Annotated in this window: 24 protein-coding genes; 9 read left to right on the forward strand and 15 right to left on the reverse strand. The window is 68.4% G+C overall.

All coding sequences use genetic code 11. The features are described 5' to 3' along the window. Nucleotide 1 precedes the first annotated feature (1 nt). Genes VGI12_09950 through VGI12_09995 form a run of 10 tightly spaced genes read right to left on the reverse strand, consistent with a single transcriptional unit; the run spans nucleotide 2 to nucleotide 8,928 of the window. Nucleotides 2–1,225, reverse strand: a complete 1,224-nt coding sequence (locus VGI12_09950; protein HEY2432982.1) for a bifunctional 3,4-dihydroxy-2-butanone-4-phosphate synthase/GTP cyclohydrolase II — start codon at nucleotides 1,223–1,225, stop codon at nucleotides 2–4. A gap of 17 nt (nucleotides 1,226–1,242) precedes the next feature. Then, on the reverse strand, nucleotides 1,243–1,845 hold the full coding sequence (locus VGI12_09955) for a riboflavin synthase (protein ID HEY2432983.1): 603 nt from the start codon (nucleotides 1,843–1,845) through the stop codon (nucleotides 1,243–1,245). Then, the gene (gene ribD, locus VGI12_09960) at nucleotides 1,826–2,914 is read right to left on the reverse strand and encodes a bifunctional diaminohydroxyphosphoribosylaminopyrimidine deaminase/5-amino-6-(5-phosphoribosylamino)uracil reductase RibD (protein ID HEY2432984.1); all 1,089 of its coding nucleotides are present in this window, start codon (nucleotides 2,912–2,914) and stop codon (nucleotides 1,826–1,828) included. Before ribD ends, VGI12_09955 begins: the two co-directional genes overlap by 20 nt. Before the next feature lie 22 nt (nucleotides 2,915–2,936). Next, nucleotides 2,937–3,860: a signal recognition particle-docking protein FtsY gene (gene ftsY / locus VGI12_09965; GenBank protein HEY2432985.1), complete on the reverse strand. Its 924-nt coding sequence runs from the start codon at nucleotides 3,858–3,860 to the stop codon at nucleotides 2,937–2,939. Between the two features lie 37 nt (nucleotides 3,861–3,897). After that, nucleotides 3,898–4,905, reverse strand: coding sequence for an NAD(P)H-dependent glycerol-3-phosphate dehydrogenase (locus tag VGI12_09970; protein ID HEY2432986.1), 1,008 nt, complete (start codon nucleotides 4,903–4,905; stop codon nucleotides 3,898–3,900). Then, a complete protein-coding gene (plsY, locus tag VGI12_09975) occupies nucleotides 4,902–5,507 on the reverse strand; it encodes a glycerol-3-phosphate 1-O-acyltransferase PlsY (GenBank protein HEY2432987.1) in 606 nt (201 codons plus the stop codon). Before plsY ends, VGI12_09970 begins: the two co-directional genes overlap by 4 nt. Before the next feature lie 43 nt (nucleotides 5,508–5,550). Further along, entirely contained in the window at nucleotides 5,551–6,813 is a 1,263-nt protein-coding gene (locus tag VGI12_09980; GenBank protein HEY2432988.1) for a competence/damage-inducible protein A, read from the reverse strand. Nucleotide 6,814: 1 nt separating this feature from the next. Continuing rightward, entirely contained in the window at nucleotides 6,815–7,279 is a 465-nt protein-coding gene (locus VGI12_09985) for a phosphatidylglycerophosphatase A (protein ID HEY2432989.1), read from the reverse strand. Further along, nucleotides 7,276–8,148: an RDD family protein gene (locus VGI12_09990; GenBank protein HEY2432990.1), complete on the reverse strand. Its 873-nt coding sequence runs from the start codon at nucleotides 8,146–8,148 to the stop codon at nucleotides 7,276–7,278. Before VGI12_09990 ends, VGI12_09985 begins: the two co-directional genes overlap by 4 nt. Next, complete coding sequence (locus tag VGI12_09995) at nucleotides 8,149–8,928, reverse strand: hypothetical protein (protein ID HEY2432991.1); 780 nt, start codon at nucleotides 8,926–8,928, stop codon at nucleotides 8,149–8,151. A gap of 30 nt (nucleotides 8,929–8,958) precedes the next feature. Between VGI12_09995 and ftcD the strand changes: the two genes are divergently transcribed. Further along, complete coding sequence (gene ftcD / locus VGI12_10000) at nucleotides 8,959–9,885, forward strand: glutamate formimidoyltransferase (protein HEY2432992.1); 927 nt, start codon at nucleotides 8,959–8,961, stop codon at nucleotides 9,883–9,885. Nucleotides 9,886–10,020: 135 nt separating this feature from the next. Here the strand turns inward: ftcD and VGI12_10005 are convergent, their stop codons facing one another. From VGI12_10005 to VGI12_10020, 4 genes are read right to left on the reverse strand one after another with little or no spacing between them, the layout of a single operon-like run. Next, nucleotides 10,021–11,394: a sigma-54 dependent transcriptional regulator gene (locus VGI12_10005; GenBank protein ID HEY2432993.1), complete on the reverse strand. Its 1,374-nt coding sequence runs from the start codon at nucleotides 11,392–11,394 to the stop codon at nucleotides 10,021–10,023. Nucleotides 11,395–11,413: 19 nt separating this feature from the next. Further along, nucleotides 11,414–13,702 carry an ATP-binding protein gene (locus VGI12_10010; GenBank protein HEY2432994.1) on the reverse strand — a complete coding sequence of 763 codons (2,289 nt, stop codon included), beginning with the start codon at nucleotides 13,700–13,702 and terminating at the stop codon, nucleotides 11,414–11,416. Nucleotides 13,703–13,725: 23 nt separating this feature from the next. After that, entirely contained in the window at nucleotides 13,726–14,184 is a 459-nt protein-coding gene (gene nrdR, locus VGI12_10015; protein ID HEY2432995.1) for a transcriptional regulator NrdR, read from the reverse strand. Further along, nucleotides 14,181–15,317, reverse strand: coding sequence for a lysylphosphatidylglycerol synthase transmembrane domain-containing protein (locus VGI12_10020; GenBank protein HEY2432996.1), 1,137 nt, complete (start codon nucleotides 15,315–15,317; stop codon nucleotides 14,181–14,183). Before VGI12_10020 ends, nrdR begins: the two co-directional genes overlap by 4 nt. 132 nt (nucleotides 15,318–15,449) lie before the next feature. Between VGI12_10020 and VGI12_10025 the strand changes: the two genes are divergently transcribed. The 5 genes from VGI12_10025 (at nucleotide 15,450) to groL (ending at nucleotide 19,947) form a co-directional block, all read left to right on the forward strand. After that, the gene (locus VGI12_10025) at nucleotides 15,450–16,535 is read left to right on the forward strand and encodes a hypothetical protein (GenBank protein HEY2432997.1); all 1,086 of its coding nucleotides are present in this window, start codon (nucleotides 15,450–15,452) and stop codon (nucleotides 16,533–16,535) included. Between the two features lie 128 nt (nucleotides 16,536–16,663). After that, on the forward strand, nucleotides 16,664–17,578 hold the full coding sequence (locus VGI12_10030) for a phosphoribosylaminoimidazolesuccinocarboxamide synthase (GenBank protein ID HEY2432998.1): 915 nt from the start codon (nucleotides 16,664–16,666) through the stop codon (nucleotides 17,576–17,578). Between the two features lie 5 nt (nucleotides 17,579–17,583). Continuing rightward, the gene (locus VGI12_10035) at nucleotides 17,584–17,793 is read left to right on the forward strand and encodes a helix-turn-helix domain-containing protein (protein HEY2432999.1); all 210 of its coding nucleotides are present in this window, start codon (nucleotides 17,584–17,586) and stop codon (nucleotides 17,791–17,793) included. Between the two features lie 189 nt (nucleotides 17,794–17,982). Continuing rightward, on the forward strand, nucleotides 17,983–18,273 hold the full coding sequence (gene groES, locus VGI12_10040; GenBank protein ID HEY2433000.1) for a co-chaperone GroES: 291 nt from the start codon (nucleotides 17,983–17,985) through the stop codon (nucleotides 18,271–18,273). Nucleotides 18,274–18,321: 48 nt separating this feature from the next. Further along, on the forward strand, nucleotides 18,322–19,947 hold the full coding sequence (groL, locus tag VGI12_10045; GenBank protein HEY2433001.1) for a chaperonin GroEL: 1,626 nt from the start codon (nucleotides 18,322–18,324) through the stop codon (nucleotides 19,945–19,947). Nucleotides 19,948–20,012: 65 nt separating this feature from the next. On the opposite strand, the gene VGI12_10050 is transcribed toward groL, so the two are convergent. Then, on the reverse strand, nucleotides 20,013–20,624 hold the full coding sequence (locus VGI12_10050; GenBank protein ID HEY2433002.1) for a DNA-3-methyladenine glycosylase I: 612 nt from the start codon (nucleotides 20,622–20,624) through the stop codon (nucleotides 20,013–20,015). 113 nt (nucleotides 20,625–20,737) lie between these two features. On the opposite strand from VGI12_10050, the gene VGI12_10055 reads away from it, so the two are divergent. From VGI12_10055 to VGI12_10065, 3 genes are read left to right on the forward strand one after another with little or no spacing between them, the layout of a single operon-like run. Continuing rightward, nucleotides 20,738–21,085 (forward strand): phage holin family protein, encoded by a 348-nt coding sequence (locus VGI12_10055; protein HEY2433003.1) that lies wholly within the window; start codon nucleotides 20,738–20,740, stop codon nucleotides 21,083–21,085. A gap of 8 nt (nucleotides 21,086–21,093) precedes the next feature. Further along, the gene (locus tag VGI12_10060; GenBank protein ID HEY2433004.1) at nucleotides 21,094–21,600 is read left to right on the forward strand and encodes a GNAT family N-acetyltransferase; all 507 of its coding nucleotides are present in this window, start codon (nucleotides 21,094–21,096) and stop codon (nucleotides 21,598–21,600) included. Nucleotides 21,601–21,636: 36 nt separating this feature from the next. Then, complete coding sequence (locus tag VGI12_10065; GenBank protein HEY2433005.1) at nucleotides 21,637–22,731, forward strand: enolase C-terminal domain-like protein; 1,095 nt, start codon at nucleotides 21,637–21,639, stop codon at nucleotides 22,729–22,731. Nucleotides 22,732–22,739: the final 8 nt, after the last annotated feature.

Raw genomic sequence — 22,739 nt, forward strand, 5'->3', positions numbered from 1 at the left:
TCTACACGCCGCGGAGGCGGTGCCCGAGCTTTTCTTTCTTCGTCTTGAGGTATGCCAGCGTCGTCGCCGACGCCGGAATCTCGAGCGGCAGCCATTCGACTACCGACAAGCCGTAGCCTTCGAGGCCCACCAGCTTGCGCGGGTTGTTCGAGAGCAGCCGCATCGAACGGACCCCGAGGTCCTTCAGGATCTGCACCCCGATGCCGTAGTCCCGCTGGTCGGCCTTGAAGCCGAGACGCTCGTTGGCTTCGACGGTGTCGAGCCCCTGCTCCTGGAGCTCGTAGGCGCGGATCTTGTTGGCGAGCCCGATGCCGCGGCCTTCCTGGTTGAGATACAGGATCACGCCGCGCCCTTCCTGCTCGATGCGCGACATGGCGGCGGCGAGCTGCGGCCCGCAGTCGCAGCGCAGCGAGTGGAAGACGTCGCCGGTCAGGCAGCGTGAATGGACACGCACCATGACCTGCTCGCCATCGCCGATGTCCCCCTTGACCAGCGCGACGTGCGTTTCACCGTCGATCCCGCCGTCGAAGGCCACCGCGCGAAAGTCGCCGAAGTCGGTGGGCAGCTTGGCCGACGCGACCCGCCGCACCAGCGTCTCGGTCTTCATGCGGTACTTGATCAGGTCGGCGACCGTGATCATCAGCAGGTCGTGCTTCCTGGCGAACCGCACCAGCTCGGGAACGCGGGCCATCGTCCCGTCCTCGTTCATGATCTCGCAGATCACGCCGGCGGGATAGAGTCCGGCGATCCGCGCGAGATCGACGGCGGCTTCGGTCTGACCGGTCCGGACCAGCACGCCGCCGTCGCGCGCCCGCAGCGGCGAGACGTGGCCGGGACGCGCCAGATCCGACGGCCGCGTGCGCGGATCGATCGCCGTCAGGATCGTCGCGGCGCGGTCCGCCGCCGAGATGCCGGTGGTGATGTGGTACTTGGCGTCGATCGGCACGCAGAAGGCGGTGCCGAACGGCGTCGTATTGTCGTTGACCGCCAGCGCCAGCTCGAGCTCGTCGAGGCGGCTTCCCTCCATCGACAGGCAGATCTGGCCGCGGCCGTGCCTCGCCATGAAGTTGATCACGTCGGGCGTGACCTTCTCGGCCGCGATCGTCAGGTCCCCTTCGTTCTCGCGGTCCTCGTCGTCCACGACGATGATCATGCGGCCGTCGCGGATGGCGGCCACCGCGTCTTCGATCGACGCGAACGGTGTCTTGCCTTTTCGCGTAGCCATGCTTGCGTCTTCCCCGTTCACTTGCGGACGTCCTTCAGGCTCTCCATGGCGCGCAGCACGTACTTGCCGAGCATGTCGCATTCGATGTTGACCGAGTCGTGCACGCGGGCCACCTTCAGGTTGGTATGTTCCCACGTATACGGGATGATCTGCACGTCGAGCTGCCGATCGTCGACCCCCGCGACCGTCAGGCTGATGCCGTCTATGGCGACCGAACCCTTGCGGATGACTTGCGCGGCGAGCGAAGGCGGGAACATCACGGTCATCCACCAGCAGTCGCCGTCCTGGCGCAGATCCTCGATCGTGCCGGTCGCATCCACGTGTCCCTGCACGAAGTGCCCGCCGAACCGCGCGTCGGCGCGCATCGGACGCTCGAGGTTGACGGCCGCGCCGCGCTTGAGGGCGCCGAGCGTCGTCACCCGCAGCGTCTCCGGCGACACGTCCATGTAAGCGCCGCCCTTCTCCGCCGAGACCACTGTTAGACAGACGCCGTTCACCGCGAGGGAGTCCCCGGGGACAAGCTGATCCGACAGATCCGTCAGCAGACGAAGCCGCACGCCCAACGTCGTCGGCTTGATTTCGGCAATCTCGCCGACCGCTTCAACCAGTCCGGTGAACATAGCCTTCCACGAGCACCGTCTCGCCCAGCCACTCGGCGCGGCGCTTCTGCAATGATTCCCACGACAGCCGGCCGCCCCCGATCCAGTCTACCGAGCCCGGACCCAGCACCGCCGGCGCAATATAGAGGTGCACCTCGTCGACCACGTTGGCGTCGAGCGCCGCGCGGTGCAGCGCCGCGCCCCCCTCCAGGAGGATCGACATGACCCCGCGAGCCATCAGTGCGTGGAGAGCCGGCACGATCCCCGCATCGTCGAGTTCGAGCACGTTCGCCCCGGCCGCGATGAGCGCTTCGGCCGCCTTCCCTGAGTCGGTGTCCGAAACTTTCGTACCGATGATTATGACAGGACCGGCCTCGAGCGTGCGCATGATGCGAGCGGTCGCGGCGGTTCGGAGCCGTCGATCGAAGACGACGCGGGTGAGCGGCCGCGCCCGGTAGGCTCCACGAGCGGTCAGCAACGGATCGTCGGCCAGCAGCGTCCCCGACCCGACGCCGATCGCGTCGACCTCAGCCCGCTGCCGGTGAATCCGCCGATTGGCCGCCGCACTCGTCAGATAGGTTCGCGCGCCGGCAGCCGCCGACAGCTTGCCGTCGGCGCTGACCGCCGCTTTCAGGATTACATAGGGACGCCGCTCGCGGATATTGGTGAGAAACACGGCGTTCTGCTCGGCCGCGCGGTCGCGCTCGATGCCGACGCTCACTTCGACGCCGTGCTGCCGCAGATACCTGAGACCGGCGCCGTTCACCAGCGGATTCGGATCCTCGATCGCGATTACCGCCCGCGCGATGCCGGCGCGCGCCACGAGCGGGGCGCACGGCCCGGTTCGCCCGGTGTGGGCACAGGGTTCGAGCGTGCAGTAGAGTGTCGCGCCCCGTGCGCGGCCGCCGGCATCTTCGAGCGCCAGGACCTCGGCGTGCGGGCCGCCGGCCATCCGGTGCGCGCCGCGGCCGACAGTGATACCGTCGGCGTCCACGATCAGCGCGCCTACCAGCGGATTGGGACTCGTCGTGCCGCGCCCGCGCTCGGCAACGGCGATCGCGGTGCGCATGAACCGACCATCGTCCTTCATGCGTGCGGCGGATGGCGATCCGTCACCATTTTTCTTCGAACAACGCGTTCACATAGTCGTCGGGGGAAAACGGCACCAGGTCGTCGATCCCTTCGCCGACCCCGACGTAGCGGATCGGCAGCTTGAGATCGTGGGCGATGGCGACGGCGATGCCGCCCTTGGCGGTGCCGTCAAGCTTGGTCAACACGATGCCGTTCACGCCGGCCACGCCCATGAACTCGCGCGCCTGGGTCAGGCCGTTCTGGCCGACGGTGGCGTCGAGCACGAGCAGCACCTCGTGCGGCGCTCCCGGCACCTCGCGCGCGGCCACGCGCCGGATCTTCTCCAGCTCGGCCATCAGGTTGGCGCGGGTGTGCAGACGGCCGGCCGTGTCGACGAGGATCACATCGCGCCCACGGGCCTTGCCGGCGGCAATCGCGTCGAAGACGACGGCCGCGGGATCCGAGCCGGCCTGCGCGCGGATGAAGTCGACGCCGGCCCGCGTCGCCCACACCTGCAACTGTTCGACGGCGGCGGCGCGGAACGTGTCGGCGGCGCAAATGAGCGGCACCTGGCCCTGCTCCTTGATCGCTCGCGCCAGCTTGCCGACGGTGGTCGTCTTGCCCGTACCATTGACGCCGACGACCAGCGTGACGTGCGGCTTCGAGCCGTCGGCGACCGGAACGTCTGCGGCCTTCAGGATCGCCAGGATCTCCTGCTTGACGAGATCGCGCAGCGACGCGCCTTTCGTGCGCCGCTCGCGCACGACGCCGACAATGCGATCGGCCGCTGCCACGCCGACGTCGGCCGAGATAAGCGCCTCTTCCAGTGCGTCCAGTGTCTCGACGTCGATGGGCCGGCTGCGCGTCTCGGCGGTATCGGCCCGGCCGACGATCTCGTCGAAGCGCTCGACGAACTGCTCCTTGGTGCGCGATAGAGAGGCTTTGATCCGGTCGAAGAAACCCATGCTGTTCCGCGTTGTCTCTGTTGATCTGTATTGACCGCTAGGCGAGGCCGTCACGTTCCGAACGCTGCGGCCGCAGCATCAGCGCGTCGACCGCGCTCAGCGCAGTCGTCCGCCCGTCGAGCACGGCCGCCATCTGCGCAGCCAGCGGCAACTCGACACCGTGCCGCCTCCCGAGCGCGAGCGCCGCCCCGGTCGTGCGCACGCCTTCGGCCACCATCCTGGTCCCGGCCAGAATCTCCGGCAGCGCCCGACCCCGGCCAAGCTCGATTCCGACGTGGCGATTGCGGCTCAGATTCCCGGTACACGTGAGCACCAGATCTCCCAGTCCGCTCAGGCCGGCCAGCGTCTCGCGGCGGCTGCCCTCCGCACAGGCGAGCCGCGACATCTCCACCAGGCCGCGGGTAATGAGCGCCGCCATCGCGTTGTGCCCGAGCCCGAGCCCCTCGACGACGCCGGCCGCGATCGCAATCACGTTCTTCAGCGCGCCGCCAAACTCCACGCCCGCCACATCGTCGCTCGCGTAGAGGCGAAGGGCCGGTCCCTTCAAGCGCTCCTGAACGCGCGCGGCGGCAGCGGCGTCGGTCGACGCCACCACCACCGCCGTCGGCAATCCGCGTGCGACCTCGACGGCAAAGCTCGGTCCCGACAGCACCGCCACCGGATGCCCCGGCAGCTCCTCGCCGATTACGCGCGACATCCGCGCCAACGAGTCCGCCTCGAGGCCCTTCGTGGCGCTGACAATCACCGCGCCGGTCGCGAGGAACGGGCGCGCCTGCCGCAGCACGTGCCGCATGCCGTGCGACGGCACCGCCGCCAGCACGAGGGGCTCGCCGGCGAGCGCCTCCTCGATCGAAGCCGTCGACCGCACGCTCGGTCCCACGACGACATCGGGCAGGTAGCGCTCGTTGCGCCCGAGGTTCACGATCGAGGCCATCAGCGCCGGATCGCGACCCCACAGCCGCACGTCGAGCCCGACGCGGCCGCAGTGAACCGCGAGCGCCGTCCCCCAGCTGCCGGCACCCAGCACCGCGACGGGTTCGTTCATCGCTGCTCGCCTCCCAGCGCTCCGTCGCGAGGCCCCATCCGGCGTTCGGTGCCGCGCAGGATCCGCCGCAGGTTGGCGCGATGTCGGAAGAGAATCAGGACGCCGCTGCCCGCCGAGGCGGCCACCACGGTTCGGGAGCCGCCGCTCAACAGCGCGACCGACGGCAGGGTGACCGTGGCGGCCACGGACCCGAGCGAGATGACGCGCGTGCCCCAGACGACAATCAGGAACACGGCCGCCGCCGCGATCGTCGCGATCGGCGCCAGCACTCCGAACACGCCGGCCGCAACCGCCACTCCCTTGCCGCCGTGGAACCGAAGCCACACGGGATAGATGTGCCCCACGACCGCCGCGGCGCCGGCGGCCGCCATCGCCGACGGCGTGCCTTCGATCGCCGCGGCCAGCAGCACCGTCGCGGCCCCCTTGAGAATGTCCAGCGCCATGACGATCACGCCGAGCGGCGTGCCGGTCGTGCGGAGCACGTTGGCCGCCCCGACATTGCCGCTGCCGGACACGCGAACGTCGATGCCGGCGCGGCGCGCCACGATGAAGGCGAAGGGCACTGAACCGACGGCGTAGCCGATGAGGATCCACGGGATCATCGTGGACAGCGTATCAGGTTGAGAGTTGGCGGTTGGCAGACGGCTAGACGTCGACCGTCATGAGCCTGATGCGATTCAGCGCGGCCTGCGTTGATTGATACTTCACCTGGGTCCGCGCGCCGATGAACTGGAACGTCCGCACGAACGCGTCACGCCCCGGCGCCAGCACGGCAATCACCACCGTGCCGACCGGCTTCTCCGCCGAGCCGCCGCCAGGGCCGGCGATGCCGGTGATAGCGACCGTCACGTCGGCGCCGGTGCGCGCCTTGATGCCCTCGGCCATCGCGATCGCCACCGGTTCGCTGACCGCCCCGTGCTGCTGCAGCGTCACCGCCGGGACGCCGACGAGCGCGATCTTGTCGGCATTGTCGTAGGCGACGACGCCGGCGCGGACGTAGGCGGAGCTGCCGGCGACGTCGGTGAGGCGCGACATCAGCAGGCCGCCGGTGCACGACTCCGCGGCCGCGATCGTCCAGCCGCGCGAGACGAGACGCTCGCCGACGATTTCTTCCATCGCGCGGCCGTCGCTGCTGTAGACGTGGCTGCCGAGCGCGGCAAGCAGCTCCGCGCGAACGCGGTCGAGGACCGCGAGCGCCCGCGGCTGGTCGCGATCGCGAACCGACAGGTGCAGCTCGACCTGCCCCATCGCCGCCAGAATCGTCGTCGCCACCGGCGGGGTGGCGCCGCGATAACGCGCATAAATCGGCTGCGCGAGTTGCTCCACATGCGATTCGCCCAGGCCGGTGAGGAAGAGCGACGTCCGGAAGATGCGCTCGTCGCCGGCGCGCTCGGCCAGCGGACCCTCGCAGACGCGATCGAACATCGGCTGCATCTCGCGCGGCGGCCCGGGCAGCAACACCACCGCCTGCCCATGGTGATCGATGAACAACCCCGGCGCCGTACCGTTGGGATTGTCGAGCACCAACGCTCCTTCAGGCACCTGTGCCTGGCGTCGGTTCATCTCCGGCATCTCGAGGCCGCGGCGCGCGAACCGCGCCTGGATCGCCTGCACGATCCGCTCGTCGATCGTCAGCGGCCGCTCGAGCACCGCCGAAACGACATCGCGCGTCAGGTCGTCGTCGGTCGGGCCGAGCCCGCCGGTGAGCACGATCACGTCGACCCGCGCCAGCGCCTGGCGTACCGTGGACGCGAGGTCCCCTGGTTCGTCGCCGACCACGTGCTTGAGCCGCAGCTCGATGCCGAGCGCCGACAGCCTGTCGGCGATGTAGAGCGAGTTGGTGTCGACCCGCGCCGAGCCGAGCAGCTCCGAACCGACAGCGATGATTTCCGCGGCGTGCAGCGGCATCTCACCGGATCCACGCCGGCAGCAGCCACATCAGCAGCCGCAGCGCCAGGTTCGCGTACACCCCAGCCATCGCATCGTCGGCCATGATGCCGAGGCCGCCGTGCAGCTTTTCGAAACGGTTCGCCGGAAACGGCTTGATCACGTCGGCGACGCGAAACAGCAGGAACCCGGCCAGAGCCGCCGACCATCCCGCCGGAATGAACGCCAGCGTGATCAGCATCCCGAGCACCTCGTCGATCACGACGGGTCCGGGATCGATGCCTCCGAAATACCGTTCGGCGTGGGTGGCCGCCCACGTGCCGACGAAAAACGTGACCGCGATGAGGCCCACTTCGATGATGGGCGACCGCGTCCACCACACGAGGAGGTAGACGATGAGCCCCGCCGCGGATCCGACGGTGCCTGGCGCGACAGGAAAATACCCGCAATAGGCGACAGTCGCGAGAAAGACCGCGAGACGAATCACGCTTTCACGACACGGGTGTCGGCGAGGCGGTCGTGCAGACCGCGATGGTCCCCGAAAAGAACCGGCAGCAGGCCCAGCCCGGCCGGGACGAGCCCGAGCAAGAGCGCGGCGGCGCGGACGAGGGCGTGCCCGAAAGTGACGTGCTCCGAGCGCGGCGCGGCCGGGTCCGCCGGGACGACGCGAATGCCGGTGGCCATCTTGCCGATCGTCTGACCGCCCGCTGCCACAAAGGTCGCGAGATAGCCGCCGTCGACCAGCAGCAGGAACGAGATCACCGGCGCGCCGGGCAGGAGCGTAATGTCGGCGAACGTCAGGTCGCAGATCCGCAAGGTGAAGTACAGCACCATGACGTTGATGACGGCGAGCAGCGAGAAATCGACCGCTGCCGCGCCGATCCGCGCCATCATGCCGGCGCGGCGGCTGTCGAGCTCGGAAGCCGCAGCAGGCGCGGGGGGCGACGATGACAGGTCGAGTCCAAGTTCCGGCTCCGGAGCGGACGGCACCGCGACGATCGGGAATTCCGCGGTGTCGAGCGCGAGGCGCGGCTCCGGATCGCGATCGGCGCGTTCGCGCTTCGGCCGCGCGGGGCGGCCGGGCGTCGGACCGCGGCGGACGGCGAGCGGGGCCCGCGGCGTCGGATTCGGCGGCACGAGCGGCGCGTCCGGCTCGGTGCCGGGAGTGAACAGCGGAAGACCTCGGGCCGGTTCGTGGAGCGTGAAGTCGCCGAACGGACCGACCGGTTCCTTCCCGTTCTGAATCTCCAGATCGCTGGGCGGCGGTTCGACGGCGAGCGAGAAATCGTAGCCGCAGTTGCGGCAGCGGTCGCCGCTATCGAAGCTGAAGTACTGGCACTTGGGGCATTTCGGCATCTATCGGGCCGGTTCGCGTGCAGTCGCCGGCCCGGTGGCGCGTGCCGCCTCGAGAAGCTTCTGCTGGATGGTGGCGCGCAGCTCGTCGGCGCGCCCGCGCAGCGGATCGCCCGGGTGGATGGCGTCGAGAGCCGCGAGCGCGTCGCGGAGATGGCCGCTGCGGTACCACGCGCCTGCGCGCGCCAACGACACCTCGGAGGCCGACGGCACCGGAAGGGCCTCGGGCGTGACTCGGCCGTGCGCCGCGTCGGCCGCGACGGGCCCCCACGGCAGCAGCCCGGAACTCCACGCCATCATCGAGAACGCTCCGCACGCCAGTCCGATGGCCAGCACGAGGAGCAGGGTCGCGGCACTGACACCACCCGGCTCGGCCGGATGCCGGGCGAGCCGGCGCGCCGCGCCGCGCCGCGGCAGCACGGGCAATTCGACGGGCGTGATCCGCTCGAGCCGCTCGAGCACCGCCATCGCCTCTTCCGGCCGCGCGCCGCGGTCGACCGCCGAGGTCAACAGACGGCGAGCGCCCTGGGCATCGCCGCGGGCGAAGGCCGCCAGCCCGGCGTGCAGCAGCTCGTCACCTTCGCGCTGGCGTTCTGCGATCGCGGTGCGGGCCCGCTCGATGTAGGCTCTGGCGCGCGCGTGGCTCCGATCCAGGAACAGCACCCGCGTCCACACGCTGATCGCCAGCTCGTGCTGGCCGCTGAAATAGTGGTCGAGTCCGGCGAGGAGCAGCTCCTCGATTCGCGAGTCGGGGACCTCGTGGTCGCGAAGCGCATCCGCCATGGGAAGAGTTGTGCGAGATTATATCCCTTAATGGCGCCAATCATTGAGTGCATTCCCAATGTCAGCGAAGGCCGCCGCGCCGAGATCGTCGACGCGATCGCCGACGGGATCCGCCGGACGCCCGGTGCGACGCTGCTCGACTACTCGTCGGATGCATCGCACAACCGATCCGTGTTCACCTTCGCCGGTGACGCCGCCGCCGTGAAGACGGCGGTCCTGGCGATCTACGAGCGGGCGCTGCCCGCCATCGACTTGCGCTCCCACCGCGGCGAACACCCGCGGCTCGGCGCCGTCGACGTCGTCCCGTTCGTCCCCATCGAAGGGGTGACGATGGCCGAATGCGTCGCGCTGGCGAGGAGCGTCGGCGACGAAGTCGCGTCGCGCTTCGGCGTGCCGGTCTACTTGTACGAAGAGGCGTCGACCGACCCCACGCGCAGGAACCTCGAGGACATCCGGCGCGGTGAATTCGAAGGCCTCGCCGCGAAGATGGCCTCGCCGGGATGGACGCCCGACTTCGGGCCGGCCGCGCCGCACGCTTCCGCCGGCGCCTCGGTGATCGGCGCGCGGCCGCCGCTCGTCGCCTACAACATCAACCTCGACACGAACCGGATCGACGTCGCCAGGAAAATCGCCGCCGCCATCCGCCACAGCAGCGGCGGGTTCCGCTTCGTCAAGGCGGCCGGCTTCGAACTGAAGGACCGCGGCATCGTCCAGGTCTCGATGAACCTGACCAATTTCGAGAAGACGCCGATCTTCCGCGTCTTCGAAGCGGTGAAACGAGAAGCCGAGCGTTACGGCGTGGCGATTCTCGAGAGCGAGATCGTCGGGCTGGTGCCGGCGGCTGCGCTTCACGCCTGCGCCGAATACTACTTGCAGATGGCAGGCTTCAAGGCCAGCCAAGTGTTGGAAAACAAGCTCCGGGAGATCGGAGAATCGGGTGATCGGGTGATCGGGTGATCGGGTGATCGGGTGATCGGGCGATCGGGCAATCGGGCAATCGGGCAATCGGGCAATCGGGCAATCGGGCAATCGGGCAATCGGGCAATCAGACAGATCACCCGATCACCAGATCACCGGATCACCCGATTCTCCCTAGACCGCTTCTTCTTCCCGGCGCGCGGGCGCGATGCCGAAGCCGCGCATCTTGCGATACAGGTTGCTGCGCTCGACGCCGAGCGCGTCGGCGGTGCGTGAGATATTGCCGTGGTTCGCCGCCAGCGCGCGCAGGATGTATTCGCGCTCGAAGCGATCGCGGGCCTCGTGCAGCGGCAGCGGTGCGGCGTCGGTCGGCTCCGCAGACACCGCCGCCCCCTCGAGGAAGGCCAGGTCGGCCAGCGCGATGACATGGCCGGGCACCATGATCATCAGCCGCTCGATGATATTGCGCAGCTCGCGGACGTTGCCGGGCCAGCGGTAACTGCGCAGACCGGTCGCGGCGCCGCTGTCGAGATGCTTGGGCCGCCGGCCGTCTTCGCGCGCGAAGCCGCCGATGAAGTGCTCGGCCAGCAGGATGACGTCGTTCTCGCGCTCGCGCAGCGGCGGCACAAAGATCGGGATTACGTTGAGCCGGAAGTACAGGTCCTCGCGAAACCGCCCGGCACGGATCTCCGAGGGCAGATCCTTGTTGGTCGCCGCGATCACCCGGACGTCGACCTTGACGCTGGCGCTCCCGCCGACCGGTTCGACCACCTGCTCCTGCAGCGCGCGCAGCACTTTCGCCTGCGTCTTCAAGCTCATGTCGCCGATCTCGTCCAGGAACAGCGTGCCGCCGTCGGCGAGCTCGAACTTGCCCCGCCGATCCGCGGTGGCGCCGGTGAACGAGCCGCGCATGTGGCCGAACAGCTCGCTCTCGATCAGCTCCTCGGGGATCGCCGCGCAGTTGACCTCGATGAACGGCCCGCGGGCGCGGCGGCTGTGGCCGTGGATGGTCCGCGCCACCAGCTCCTTGCCCGTCCCGTTCTCGCCGTAGACCAGCACCCGGCCGTTGGTCGGCGCCGCCATCTCCACCTGCTCGAGGAGCTGGCGCATCACGTGGCTCTGGCCGACGATGATCTGCCGGCGGTCGACGGTGGCGCGCAGTTCGCGGTTCTCCGCCTCGAGCCGCCGCTGCCGCACCGCGTTGCCGATCACGAGCACGGTCTTGTCGAGCGATAGCGGCTTCTCGACGAAGTCGAACGCGCCCATCTTGATGGCGCGGACCGCCGACTCGATGTTGCCGTGGCCCGAGATCATCACCACCGGCGCGTCGACGCGCCGCTCCTGCAGCTTGGCCAGCGTCGCGAGCCCGTCGATGCCGGGCAGCCAGATGTCGAGCACGATCACGTCGAAGCTGACGCGCAGCGCGCGATCGATGCACGCCTCGCCCGACCCGACCGCTTCGACGACGTAGCCTTCGTCGCGCAGCACGCCGCTCACGGCGTTGCGCACGCCCGCTTCGTCGTCGACGATCAAGATCCGTTCTTTCATGGAATTGGAAGCTCCGGCCTCAGCACGGCAACTCGATCACGAACCGCGATCCCGTCGGCGTGTTGTCGCCCACCTCAATCGAGCCGCCGTGCTCGCCGACGATCCGCCGCACGATGGCCAGGCCCAGGCCGCTGCCACGCTTCTTGGTCGAATAGTACGGCATGAACAGCTTCTCGCGGTCGGCGGCCGGCACGCCGGGTCCGTTGTCCGCGATCACGACCCGGGCGACGGCGTTGACGGCGTCGTGCCCCGTCTGGACCACGATGCAGGCGTTCGGGGTGTCGGTCAGCGCCTCGATCGCGTTGTCGACCAGGTTGATGATCACCCGCCGCATCTGCTCGACGTCGAGGCGGACCGGCGGCAGCGCCACCGCCAGCTCGCGCTCGATGACGACGTCGCGGAGCAGGCCTTGATAGAGCGCCAGTGTCTCGATGACCAGCGCGTTGAGGCTCGCCGGCACCGCGCGCGGCGCCGGCATCCGGGCGAACTGCGCGAATTCGTCGACCAGCGCCTTCAGCGACTCGACCTCGGCGACGATCGCGGTGGTGCACTCGCCGACCAGCGCGCGCGTCGCTTCCGGCGCGCCGGCGAAGTGCCGGGCCATGCGTTCGGCGGAGAGCTGGATCGGGGTCAGCGGGTTCTTGATCTCGTGCGCCAGCCGCCGCGCCACGTCGCGCCACGCCGCCACCCGCTGCGTCCGCACCAGCGGCGTCACGTCGTCGAACATCAGCACCGTGCCTTCGTGGGTGCCGGCTTCCCCCTGCAGCGCCGTCGCCGCGGCGGCCAGATGGATCTCGCGGCCGTCGCGGGCAAGCGCGATCTCCTGGCCGGTCGGCTTGCCTCCGGCCGCCCGCACGGCGCGGACCAGCGCCGCCAGCGGCTGCAGGTCGTCCCGCTCCAGGACCTGTTCGATCGGCGCACCGACGATCCCGGCCTCGACCGCGAGCAGCCGGACGGCGGCGGCGTTGACCGTGCCGACCCGGCCGTCGGCGCCGATCGAGATCACGCCGGTCGCGATTCGCTGGAGGACCGTCTCGATGTAGCGGCGCCGCTCTTCGAGCTCGGCGTTCTTGCGCTCCATCTCCACCCGCGATCGATCGAGGCGCCGCTGGCTGGTCGCCAGCTCCGCCGCCATCGCGTTGAACGCCTCGACCAGCGACCCGAACTCGTCGTGCGTTTCCGGCTCGATGCGATGATCGAGATGGCCGGCGCCGATTTCGCGGGCGCCCGCGGCCAGCATCCCGACCGGCCGCGTGATGCGCTTGGCCAGGTAGAACCCGAGCCACGTCGCGCTGACCAGAATCATCAGCGTCATCATCACGAACAGAGAGAGATAGACCCCTTCGAGCGGCCCCTTCAGCACCCGCAGCTGGCTGTAGTCTTCGTAGGCTTCGGCGATCCGGCGCGCGTCGCGGGCCAGATCCCCGGAGAGGAAGTCGCTGGCGATCACCACGCCGGCCGGTTGCCCCGCCCCGTTCCTGATGACCACGCCGGCACGGACCAGCTCGCCGCCCCCCTCGAGCGGCTCGTGCGCCTGCGTGTCGCTGCTGCCGGCGGCGATCTTCGCGGCGAGGCGATCCGACGAGGCGCGCAGGTGCCCCGGCGGCAGCGACGGCGACTGCAGCGCGACGATCGGCACGACGTCGAGTCGCGTCGCGGTGGGCTGCACCCGATAGATCTCGATCATGCCGACGCGGCCGTCCATCACCGGCGCCGTGACCGCCCGCTGCAGCGCGTCGACGTCGCCGGCGAGCAAGAGCGACGCCGGCACCGACGACACCAGCGCGGCCGCCTGGGCCGCCACCACCGACTCGCGATCGCGGTAGAAGGTGCCGGCGATCCGGTTCGCGGAGGTCAGCACGTCGGTGACCGGCACACTGAACCAGCGGGCCGTCGTCTGCCGGATGAGTTCGGTGCCCGCCGCCAGCACCAGCAGCGACGGCACGATCGTCAGGCCCAGCAGCGCCGCCACCAGCTTCAGCCGAAAGCGCGCGAACGGCAGGCCGCGCCGCCGCTCGACGAACAGCTTGATGACGTTGCGGGCGAGCACAAACCCGAGCGCCAGCAGCATCGTCACGTCCGCCACCGACAGCGTGTAGAGGACCGCCTCGCTCAGGAAATTCGGATTCAGCTGCGTGGTGCGATCGGAGAGCCAGACGATGACCGCGAGGCTGGCCAGCAGCAGGAGGATGCCGGCGAGAATCAGGCGCGGATTGTCCCTGAAGGGCCGGCGTTCCGGCCCGGGAGTCGACCCGCCCGCGAATGGCGTTCGGGGCCGCGACTGCAAAGGCTCGACACTGCTGCCCATTCGATGCTCGCCGGGGGCGGACGCTAGCTCTTGCTCCGCTGCAACTCGTCGATCTCGCGCTTGAATTCGCCGACGTCGCGGAACTGGCGATAGACCGAGGCGAAGCGCACGTAGGCGACATGATCGATGCGCCGCAACTCGTCCATGATCCGCTGGCCGATCTCGGTGGTCTTCATCTCCCGATCGGGACGATCCTGCAGCTCCGATTCAATCCGGTCGGCAATCCCTTCGAGCTGCTGGACGCTGACCGGCCGCTTCTCACAGGCGCGAACCAGGCCGCCGATCAATTTCTGGCGCTGGAACGGTTCCGGACGGCCGTCCTTCTTGATGACGCGGTACTCGATCTCTTCGATGTGCTCGCGGCTGGTGTATCGCTTGCTGCAGCCCAGACACTCGCGGCGGCGGCGGATGCTGTTGCCTTCCTTGCTCTCACGCGAATCGACGACCTTGTCGCCGAGATGCCCGCAGAACGGACACTTCATCGGTTTCTCCGCTCGGCGGGGGTCCAGACATCCCCACCTCGCTGCGCGCCAGGGCCGGCGCCCCGCGACGGATCAGGCCCCGGCACGTCGCGCTGGAGACCGCGTGGCCGCTGGCTGGCGTCCGCTCTCTCCGCCGCCATCTCGCGCATCCGGCCGAGCGAGAGGCCCTCCCGCGCCATGAACACGAGGCCGAGGAGCGTGACCGGAACGAAGGACACCGCCCACAGCACGATCGCCGCCCCGACCGCGGCCGTCTCAGGGGCCCCGAAAAACGTCACCACGGCGATCTTGTAGGCTGCGTGGAACCCGCCGACCTGGCCGGGCGTCGGCACCGCCACGCCGACCACGAGGAGCGTCATCACGAGGAACGAACCCAGATAGCCGAACGTCATATGGAAGGCGCGTGAGGTCAGCCAGATCCCCAACCCGATCGACAGCCAGAGCGGAATCGACAGGGCCAGCGATCCCAGCAGGTGCGCGGGGCGCCGCATGACGGCGAGCCCCTGTGCGAAGCTCTCGACGAGCGAGGCCACCACGCGCGCCAGTTTCGCCGGCAGCAGCCGCTCGATCCGCAGCGCCCATGCGCCGAGCGTCTCGGGGTGTCCCGCCAGGAAGAAGAAGACGATCAGGCCTGCCACCGAGGCGCCGGCCGCGATCAACCCTCCGACTTTGACGCGCGCGTACAACGCGGGATCGCCCGAGAGCGAGGCCGGATCGACCGCCACTACGAATAGACCGAACAGCATCAGCACGGTGACGAGATCGAGCAGGCGCTCCAGAATGATCGTCGCGAAGGCCGCGGTCGGTGGCAGCCCCTCGCGCTTGGCGAGGAGATACGGCCGCAGGACTTCGCCCGGGCGGCCGGGCAGCAGGAAGCTCGCCGCAAATCCGATCACCGTGGTCTGGAACGCGACCGTGAAACGCGTGGGTCCGATCGGGGCCAGGAGATACTGCCAGCGGAAGGCCCGCAGCATGTACGTCATCATCGTGACCGCCACGGCAGTCGCCAGCAGACGCGGATCGGCCTCGCGCGTCCGGCTCCAGACCTCCCCGAACGGCACCCCGTGGAGGAAGTACGCGAGCAGCCCAACCGTGAGCAGCACCACGATGACCGCACGAAGTCGGGACCGCATCTACATGTAACAGTGAACAGTCGGGATTAGAATCCGGATGGCCGGGAGACGACCCTTTGGAACTCTACTACGAAAACAGCCGCCAAGTCTATGGGAAAGCGTGAGTTAGTCCTCATCGCCATATTCGCGGCCGTGGGGATCGTCGTCTACCAGTTGACGGCGCCGCCCGCACCGGCCGGCTCGGATCTGAGCGTGGGCGGGATCTTCCAGCGCATGCAGCGGAGCATCCATGGGCCTCGCGAGACGGCGAGCGGCACGTCGCATCGCATGATCCCGCTCGACGCGGGCATCACGACGGTCCGGATCAACCTTCCCCGGCCGTGCGATCTGTCCATCACCGGCAGCGATGGCGATGAGATTGGCATCGACATCCACTCGACGGCGCGCGGCTTCTCGCCAGCAGAAGCCAGGACCGCGGCCGACGCCACCCGGATCACCGACGCGAGGGCCTCCGATACGATCGCGCTGACCGGCGACTGGGACGACCGCCGCGGACCGATGGGGTTCGTCACCCAGGCGACGATTGCGATCTCGGTGCCCCGGCGGATGCGGGTGAGCCTGCTGCCGCATATCGGCCTGCTCACCGTGAAGGACGTCGCCGCCCTCGACGCGGCTTCGTCGCGCGGCGAAACCCACGTGACCGGGACGGCGGGCGACGTGCGCCTCCAGCACGGCGGCGGCACGCTCGAGATCGCCGGCGGCGCGTCGCTGCACTTGACGACCCGCAACAGCCGTGGCGACGTCTCGGGCATCACCGGCACCTTCGCCCTCGAGACCAGCGGCGGCCGTTTGAGCCTGAACGGGCTCTCCGGTCCTCTCGATATCGAGTCGCGCAACAGCGACATCTCACTGGGGCAGATCGAGCGCATGCAGCCACCACTGCGATACAACGGGACCGGCGGCGCGCTGCGCGTCGATGGCTTGCGCACCGAGGGGCGTATCGACGGTCACAACACCGACCTCGACATCCGCCTCGCCGCGGCCGCCCCGGTGACGATCTACAACGTCGGCGCCATCGTCGTGACCGCGCCGCCCGGAGGCTTCACGCTCGACGCCATCGCGACGGACGGACGCATCACCTCCGATCTGACGAACGTCCCGGCGGCGCCCGCCGACGGACCCGACATGCGGGTGAGCGCGGCCATTCGCGGAGGCGGCCCCGTTCTCACGCTGCGGGCGACGCGGGGCCGGATCGACGTGCGGGCTGGGGGCAAATAACCTAGGAACCCGCAGCGGCGAGCCGTTCGTAGCGCGCAGTTTGCGGTTCCAATTCGCGCGCGCCGACGGCATACTGCCAACTGCTCACGGCCCACCACTCACGGCTGACTGCACACGACTCAATACTCATGGATCCTGTTCTCGAAACATCGTTCGCCGATCTCACCCTGCACGGCCGCGGCAAAGTACGCGACATCTATCAGGTTGGCCTCGGCTCGGAAGAGGCACTGCTGCTGGTGGCGACCGATCGCATTTCAGCCTTCGACTACGTGCTCGGTTCGGCCATCCCGGACAAGGGCAAGGTGCTGACGCAGTTGTCGGCGTTCTGGTTCGAGCGGATGGGCGATCTCGTGCCGAACCACATGATCGCGACCGACGTGCGCCGGTACCCGGCGGCGCTGCAGAAGTACGCCTCGGAGCTGAAGGGACGCTCGATGCTGTGCCGGCGCACGCGGCCAGTGCCGATCGAGTGCGTCGCGCGCGGCTACCTCTCCGGTTCCGGGTGGAAGGAATACCAGAAGACCGGCATGGTGTGCGGCGTGAAGCTGCCAGGGGGCCTGCGGGAATCGGACCGGCTGCCGCAGCCGATCTTCACGCCGGCCACCAAGGAAGACAGCGGGCACGACATCAACATCAGCGAAGACGAAGCCGCCCGGATCATCGGCCGCGAGCTGACGACGCGTCTGCGCGATCTGACCCTCGAGATCTTCCGCCGTGGCTGCGAGCACGCCGAGTCCAAGGGGATCATCATCGCGGACACGAAGTTCGAGTTCGGCCTGGTCGGCGGAGGGAACCCGGCCGCCGACGTGGTGCTCATCGACGAAGTCCTGACGCCGGATTCGTCGCGCTTCTGGCCGAAGGACGATTACCGGCCCGGCGGAGCCGTGCCGAGCTTCGACAAGCAGTTCGTCCGCGACTACCTCGAAGAGATCAAGTGGAACAAGCAGCCGCCGGTGCCGGCGCTGCCAGACCCGGTGATCGCCAGGACGCGCGAGAAGTATGTCGAGGCCTTCCGCCGGCTCTCCGGCCGCGAGCTCGAGTAGCGCCCGTGCGGGATTCCCTCGAGCGGCTGGTCTCGGAGATGCTCGACAAGGGTCTTCATTACGAAGACGTCCGCCGCGAGTTCGAGAAGCTCTCCATTACCCGCGCCCTCCAGCGCACCAAGGGCAGTCTCGGCGAAGCGGCCGAACTGCTCGGCGTCCACCGCAACACGATCGCCCGCAAGGTCGCCGAATACCGGATCAAGCGCACCGCCTGAGTCCGCGGGACGAGGGGGCGGGCCGGTCTGCCGGGGCCCCTGCCCGATTAGCAGTCCGGATACGAGACTGCTTGACACCCCGCCAGCCGTTTCATAGAATTAGCAGTCGACCACACTGATTGCTAGTCCCCAGTGGGGCACCATTTCTCATTCACGGAGCAATAACGTATGGCAGCAACTGCAACGAAGGTGGGCATCCGGCCCCTGCACGACCGAGTGATTGTGCAGCGCATCGAAGAAGGCGAGCAGAAGGTCGGCGGCATCATCATCCCCGACTCGGCCAAGGAAAAGCCGCAGCAGGGCAAGGTGATCGCCGTGGGCAAGGGCAAGGTCGAGAAGGACGGCAAAGTCACGCCGCTCGACGTCAAGGAAGGCGACACGATCCTGTTCGGCAAGTACTCGGGCCAGGAAATCAAGCTCGAAGGCGACGAGTACCTGATCATGCGCGAGGAAGAGATCCTCGGCGTCATTACCAAGTAGGTCGGACCGTCAGGCCCGGCAAACCGCTAGAGGAGAATCCAACAAGCCATGGCAAAGCAGATTATTTACGGCGAGGAGTCGCGTCAGGCCATCCTGCGCGGCGTCAATCAGCTCGCCAACGCCGTCAAGGTGACCCTCGGCCCCAAGGGCCGGAACGTCGTCCTCGACAAGAAGTTCGGCTCCCCCACCATCACCAAGGACGGCGTGACGGTGGCCAAGGAGATCGAGCTGAAGGACCCGCTCGAGAACATGGGCGCGCAGATGGTCCGTGAAGTCGCGAGCAAGACCTCGGACATCGCCGGCGACGGCACGACCACCGCGACCGTGCTCGCGCAGGCGATCTTCCGCGAGGGCGCCAAGAACGTGGTCGCCGGCGCCAACCCGATGGAACTCAAGCGCGGCATCGAGAAGGCCGTCGAAGTGATCGTGGCCGAGCTGAAGAAGGCGTCGAAGCCGGTCAGCGGCGCCGCCATCGCGCAGGTCGGCACGATCTCGGCCAACAGCGACGAGACGATCGGCAAGATCATCGCGGAAGCGATGGACAAGGTCGGCAAGGACGGCGTCATCACCGTCGAAGAAGCGAAGTCGATGGAGACCTCGCTCGAGGTCGTCGAGGGCATGCAGTTCGACCGTGGCTACCTGTCGCCCTACTTCGTGACCGATCCCGAGCGCATGGAAGTGGCGCTCGAGAACCCGCTCATCCTGATCCACGAGAAGAAGATCAGCTCGATGAAGGACCTGCTGCCGCTGCTCGAACAGGTGGCGCGCGCCGGCCGTCCGCTGCTCATCATTGCTGAAGACGTGGACGGCGAAGCGCTCGCCACCCTGGTCGTCAACAAGCTGCGCGGCACGCTGTCGGCAGCGGCGGTGAAGGCGCCGGGCTTCGGCGACCGCCGAAAGGCGATGCTCGAAGACATCGCGATCCTCACCGGCGGCAAGGCGATCACGGAAGACCTCGGCATCAAGCTCGAGAACATCAAGCTCGACGATCTCGGCAAGGCCAAGAAGGTCACGATCGACAAGGACAACTCGACGATCGTCGAGGGCTCCGGCACGCAGAGCCAGATCGAGGGTCGCGTCAAGCAGATCCGCACGCAGGTCGAGGAGACCACCTCGGACTACGACCGCGAGAAGCTGCAGGAGCGCCTCGCGAAGCTGGTCGGCGGCGTCGCGGTCATCAAGGTCGGTGCGGCCACCGAGACCGAGATGAAGGAGAAGAAGGCGCGCGTCGAGGACGCGATGCACGCGACCAAGGCTGCCGTCGAAGAAGGGATCGTCCCCGGCGGCGGCGTCGCGCTCATCCGCGCGGCCAAGGCGCTCGAGGGGCTCAAGCTGGAGCACGACCAGAAGGTCGGCGCCGAGATCATCCGCAAGGCGATCGAGGAGCCGTGCCGCTGGATCGCGACCAACGCGGGCCAGGAAGGCTCGATCGTCGTCCAGAAGGTGAAGGACGGCAAGGGCAACGAAGGCTACAACGCGGGCGCCGACAAGTACGAGGACCTGGTCGCGGCGGGAGTCATCGACCCGGTCAAGGTCGTCCGCACGGCGCTGCAGAACGCGTCGTCGATCGCCTCGCTGCTGCTGACCACCGAAGCGCTCGTCTCGGAGATTCCGGAAGAGAAGAAGGAAGCTCCGTCCGGGGGCGGCCCCGGCGGCATGGGCGGCATGTACTGAGCATCGCCGTCATTGGCGACTGCCGAATAACGAAGGCCGGTTGGAGCAATCCAGCCGGCCTTTTTTCATCTCTGACGCGTGCCCTCCGGGACCCGGAAGCTGCACCCGTGCAGGTGATCGTTCACCAGCCCCATCGCCTGCATGAACGCATACATCGTCGTCGGACCGACGAACGTCCAGCCGCGCTTGCGCAGGTCCTTCGAGAGGGCGGTCGATTCGGGCGTCGTCGACATCGTCTTCAACAGGGTCCACGTCAGCTTCTTTGGCCGCGTGCTCTTGTTGGGCTCGAAGCGCGAGACATACTCCGCCAGCGATCCGAACTCGTCGGCGATCGCGGGACAGCGCTTCGCGTTGTTGATGGTGCTCTCGATCTTGCCGCGATGCCGCACGATGCCGGCGTCGTTCAGGAGCCGCGTCACGTCGCGCTGCGTGAAGCGCGCCACCCTGGCCGGCTCGAAGCCGGCGAACGCCCGGCGGAAGTTCTCCCGCTTCCGCAGGATGGTCAGCCAGCTGAGACCGCTCTGGAATCCCTCAAGACAGATTTTCTCGAAGAGTGCGCGATCGTCGGGCGCCGGCCGTCCCCACTCGCGATCGTGGTATTCGACGTAGCCTGGATCGCTGCGGCACCACGCGCAACGGAGCCGCCTGTCCGGTCCGCGCCAGAGTCCCTGGTTCATCTCAGGCGCACCGCGGCGTCATCGCGCGCGCTTCCCGTTTTAATCGACCCGCTTTTCACGTCAGCGAGGTGTATGTTACCTCCCGGCGGCGCGAAACAGGCTAATCTCTGATCATGCGTTTCCTGCTCCGCTTGGTGGTGAATGCCGTCGCGGTATTCCTCGCCGCCAACCTGGTGCCGGGTATCCACGTGACGGGGCCCGCCACGGCGATCCTCGCGGGCCTGATCCTCGGCCTGGTCAACGCCGTCATCAAGCCGATCCTGTTCGTGCTCACGCTGCCCTTCACCATCCTGACGCTCGGCCTCTTCATCTTCGTCGTCAACGCGATCTGCCTGGCGCTGGTGGCGTGGCTGGTCCCCGGCTTCTCGATCGCGGGGTTCGGCGCCGCGTTCCTCGGCGCGCTCGTGATCAGCGCGGTGAACTGGCTGCTGCACGCGATCGTCAGCGACCGCCGGCGCTGACTACCCGCATGCCGGCTGTCCGACCAGCCGCGGCCGCCGACCTTCCGGCGCTGACCGCCCTGTACAACCACTACGTCGTCCACACGCCGATTACGTTCGACGTCGAGCCGTTCGAGCCGGAGCAGAGGCGTGCGTGGCTCGACAGCCATGCCGGCGGACGCTATCGCCTGCTCGTCGCCGTCGACGGGAACGCGATCGCCGGCTACGCCTCGACGAGCCGCTGGCGGCCCAAAGCGGCGTACGATACGACCGTCGAGTCGACCGTCTACGTGCGGCACGACCTGGTCGGACGCGGCATCGGGCGTCTGCTCTACGACGCGCTCTTCGCCGCAATGGCCGATCAAGACGTCCTCACCATCGTCGCCGGCGTGGCACTCCCCAACCCGGCGTCGATCGCGTTCCACGAGCGCTGCGGATTCCGGCAGGTGGGCGTCTTCCGGGAGGTCGGCCGCAAGTTTGATCGGTTCTGGGACGTCGCCTGGCTGCAGCGGCCCTGTCACCCCGCGCACCGCTGAGTCGCCGGCGGACCCGCGCTTGCTTATCCCAGCGGCATGCGGGCCGACGCGCCCATTCAGCGCGTAACGGCGTCGGCGTTCCGAATTCCGACCGACGCCCCGGAATCAGACGGTACCTTCACGTGGAACTCGACGACGCTCCTGGTGGTGGAAGTGTCAGCCGGCAACGAGGTCGGCCTCGGCTATTCGTACACACACGCCTCGGCCGTATCGCTCGTGGCGACGCTGGCACCGGCGGTCACAGGGATCGAAGCGCTCGACGTACCGGCCGCTTCGACTGCGGCGACGGCCGCCCTGCGAAACGTCGGACGGTCTGGTCTGGGAGCGACGGCATTGTCGGCGCTCGATTGCGCGTTGTGGGATCTGAAGGGACGGCTGGTCAGTATGCCGGTCGTCACGCTGCTCGGCGCCGCGCGCGACGCGGTGCCGCTCTACGGCAGCGGCGGCTTCACGTCGTATTCCGTTGATCGCCTGACGGAACAGCTCGGCGGATGGATCGCGGACGGGTTCACGCGGGTCAAGATGAAGATCGGTCGCTCGGCGCGCGACGACATCGCGCGGGTCGAGGCGGCACGGCGAGCCATCGGGCCCGAGGCCGAGCTCTTCGTCGACGCCAACGGCGCCTACACCCGCAAGCAGGCGCTGGCGCTGGCGGCGCGATTCGCCGATTGCCAGGTCACGTGGTTCGAAGAACCGGTGTCCTCCGATGACCTTGACGGCCTGGCCCTGCTCGTCGATCGCGCGCCGGCCGGTATGGCGATCGCCGCCGGCGAATACGCCTACGACGTCGACGATTTCCGAAGCCTGCTGCAGAAGCGGGCCGTCGACGTCCTGCAGGCGGACGCGACGCGCTGTGGCGGCATCAGCGGCTTCCTGAAGGCCGCGACGCTCAGCGAAGCCTGGCATCTGCCCCTCTCGGCGCACACGGCGCCCTCGATCCACGCGCAGGTCTGTTCGGCCGTCCCGCACGTCTGCCATATCGAGTATTTCCACGACCACGCGCGGATCGAACAGCTGTTGTTCGATGGTGCGCCGCGCCCTCGGGCCGGCGAGATCCGCGCCGATCGCACCCGTCCCGGTCTCGGGCTCGCACTCAAACGCGCCGACGCCGAGCCCTATCGCTGCCCCTGACACACGAC

The sequence above is a fragment of the Vicinamibacterales bacterium genome (genome assembly GCA_036496585.1).
Lineage (GTDB): Bacteria > Acidobacteriota > Vicinamibacteria > Vicinamibacterales > 2-12-FULL-66-21 > JAICSD01.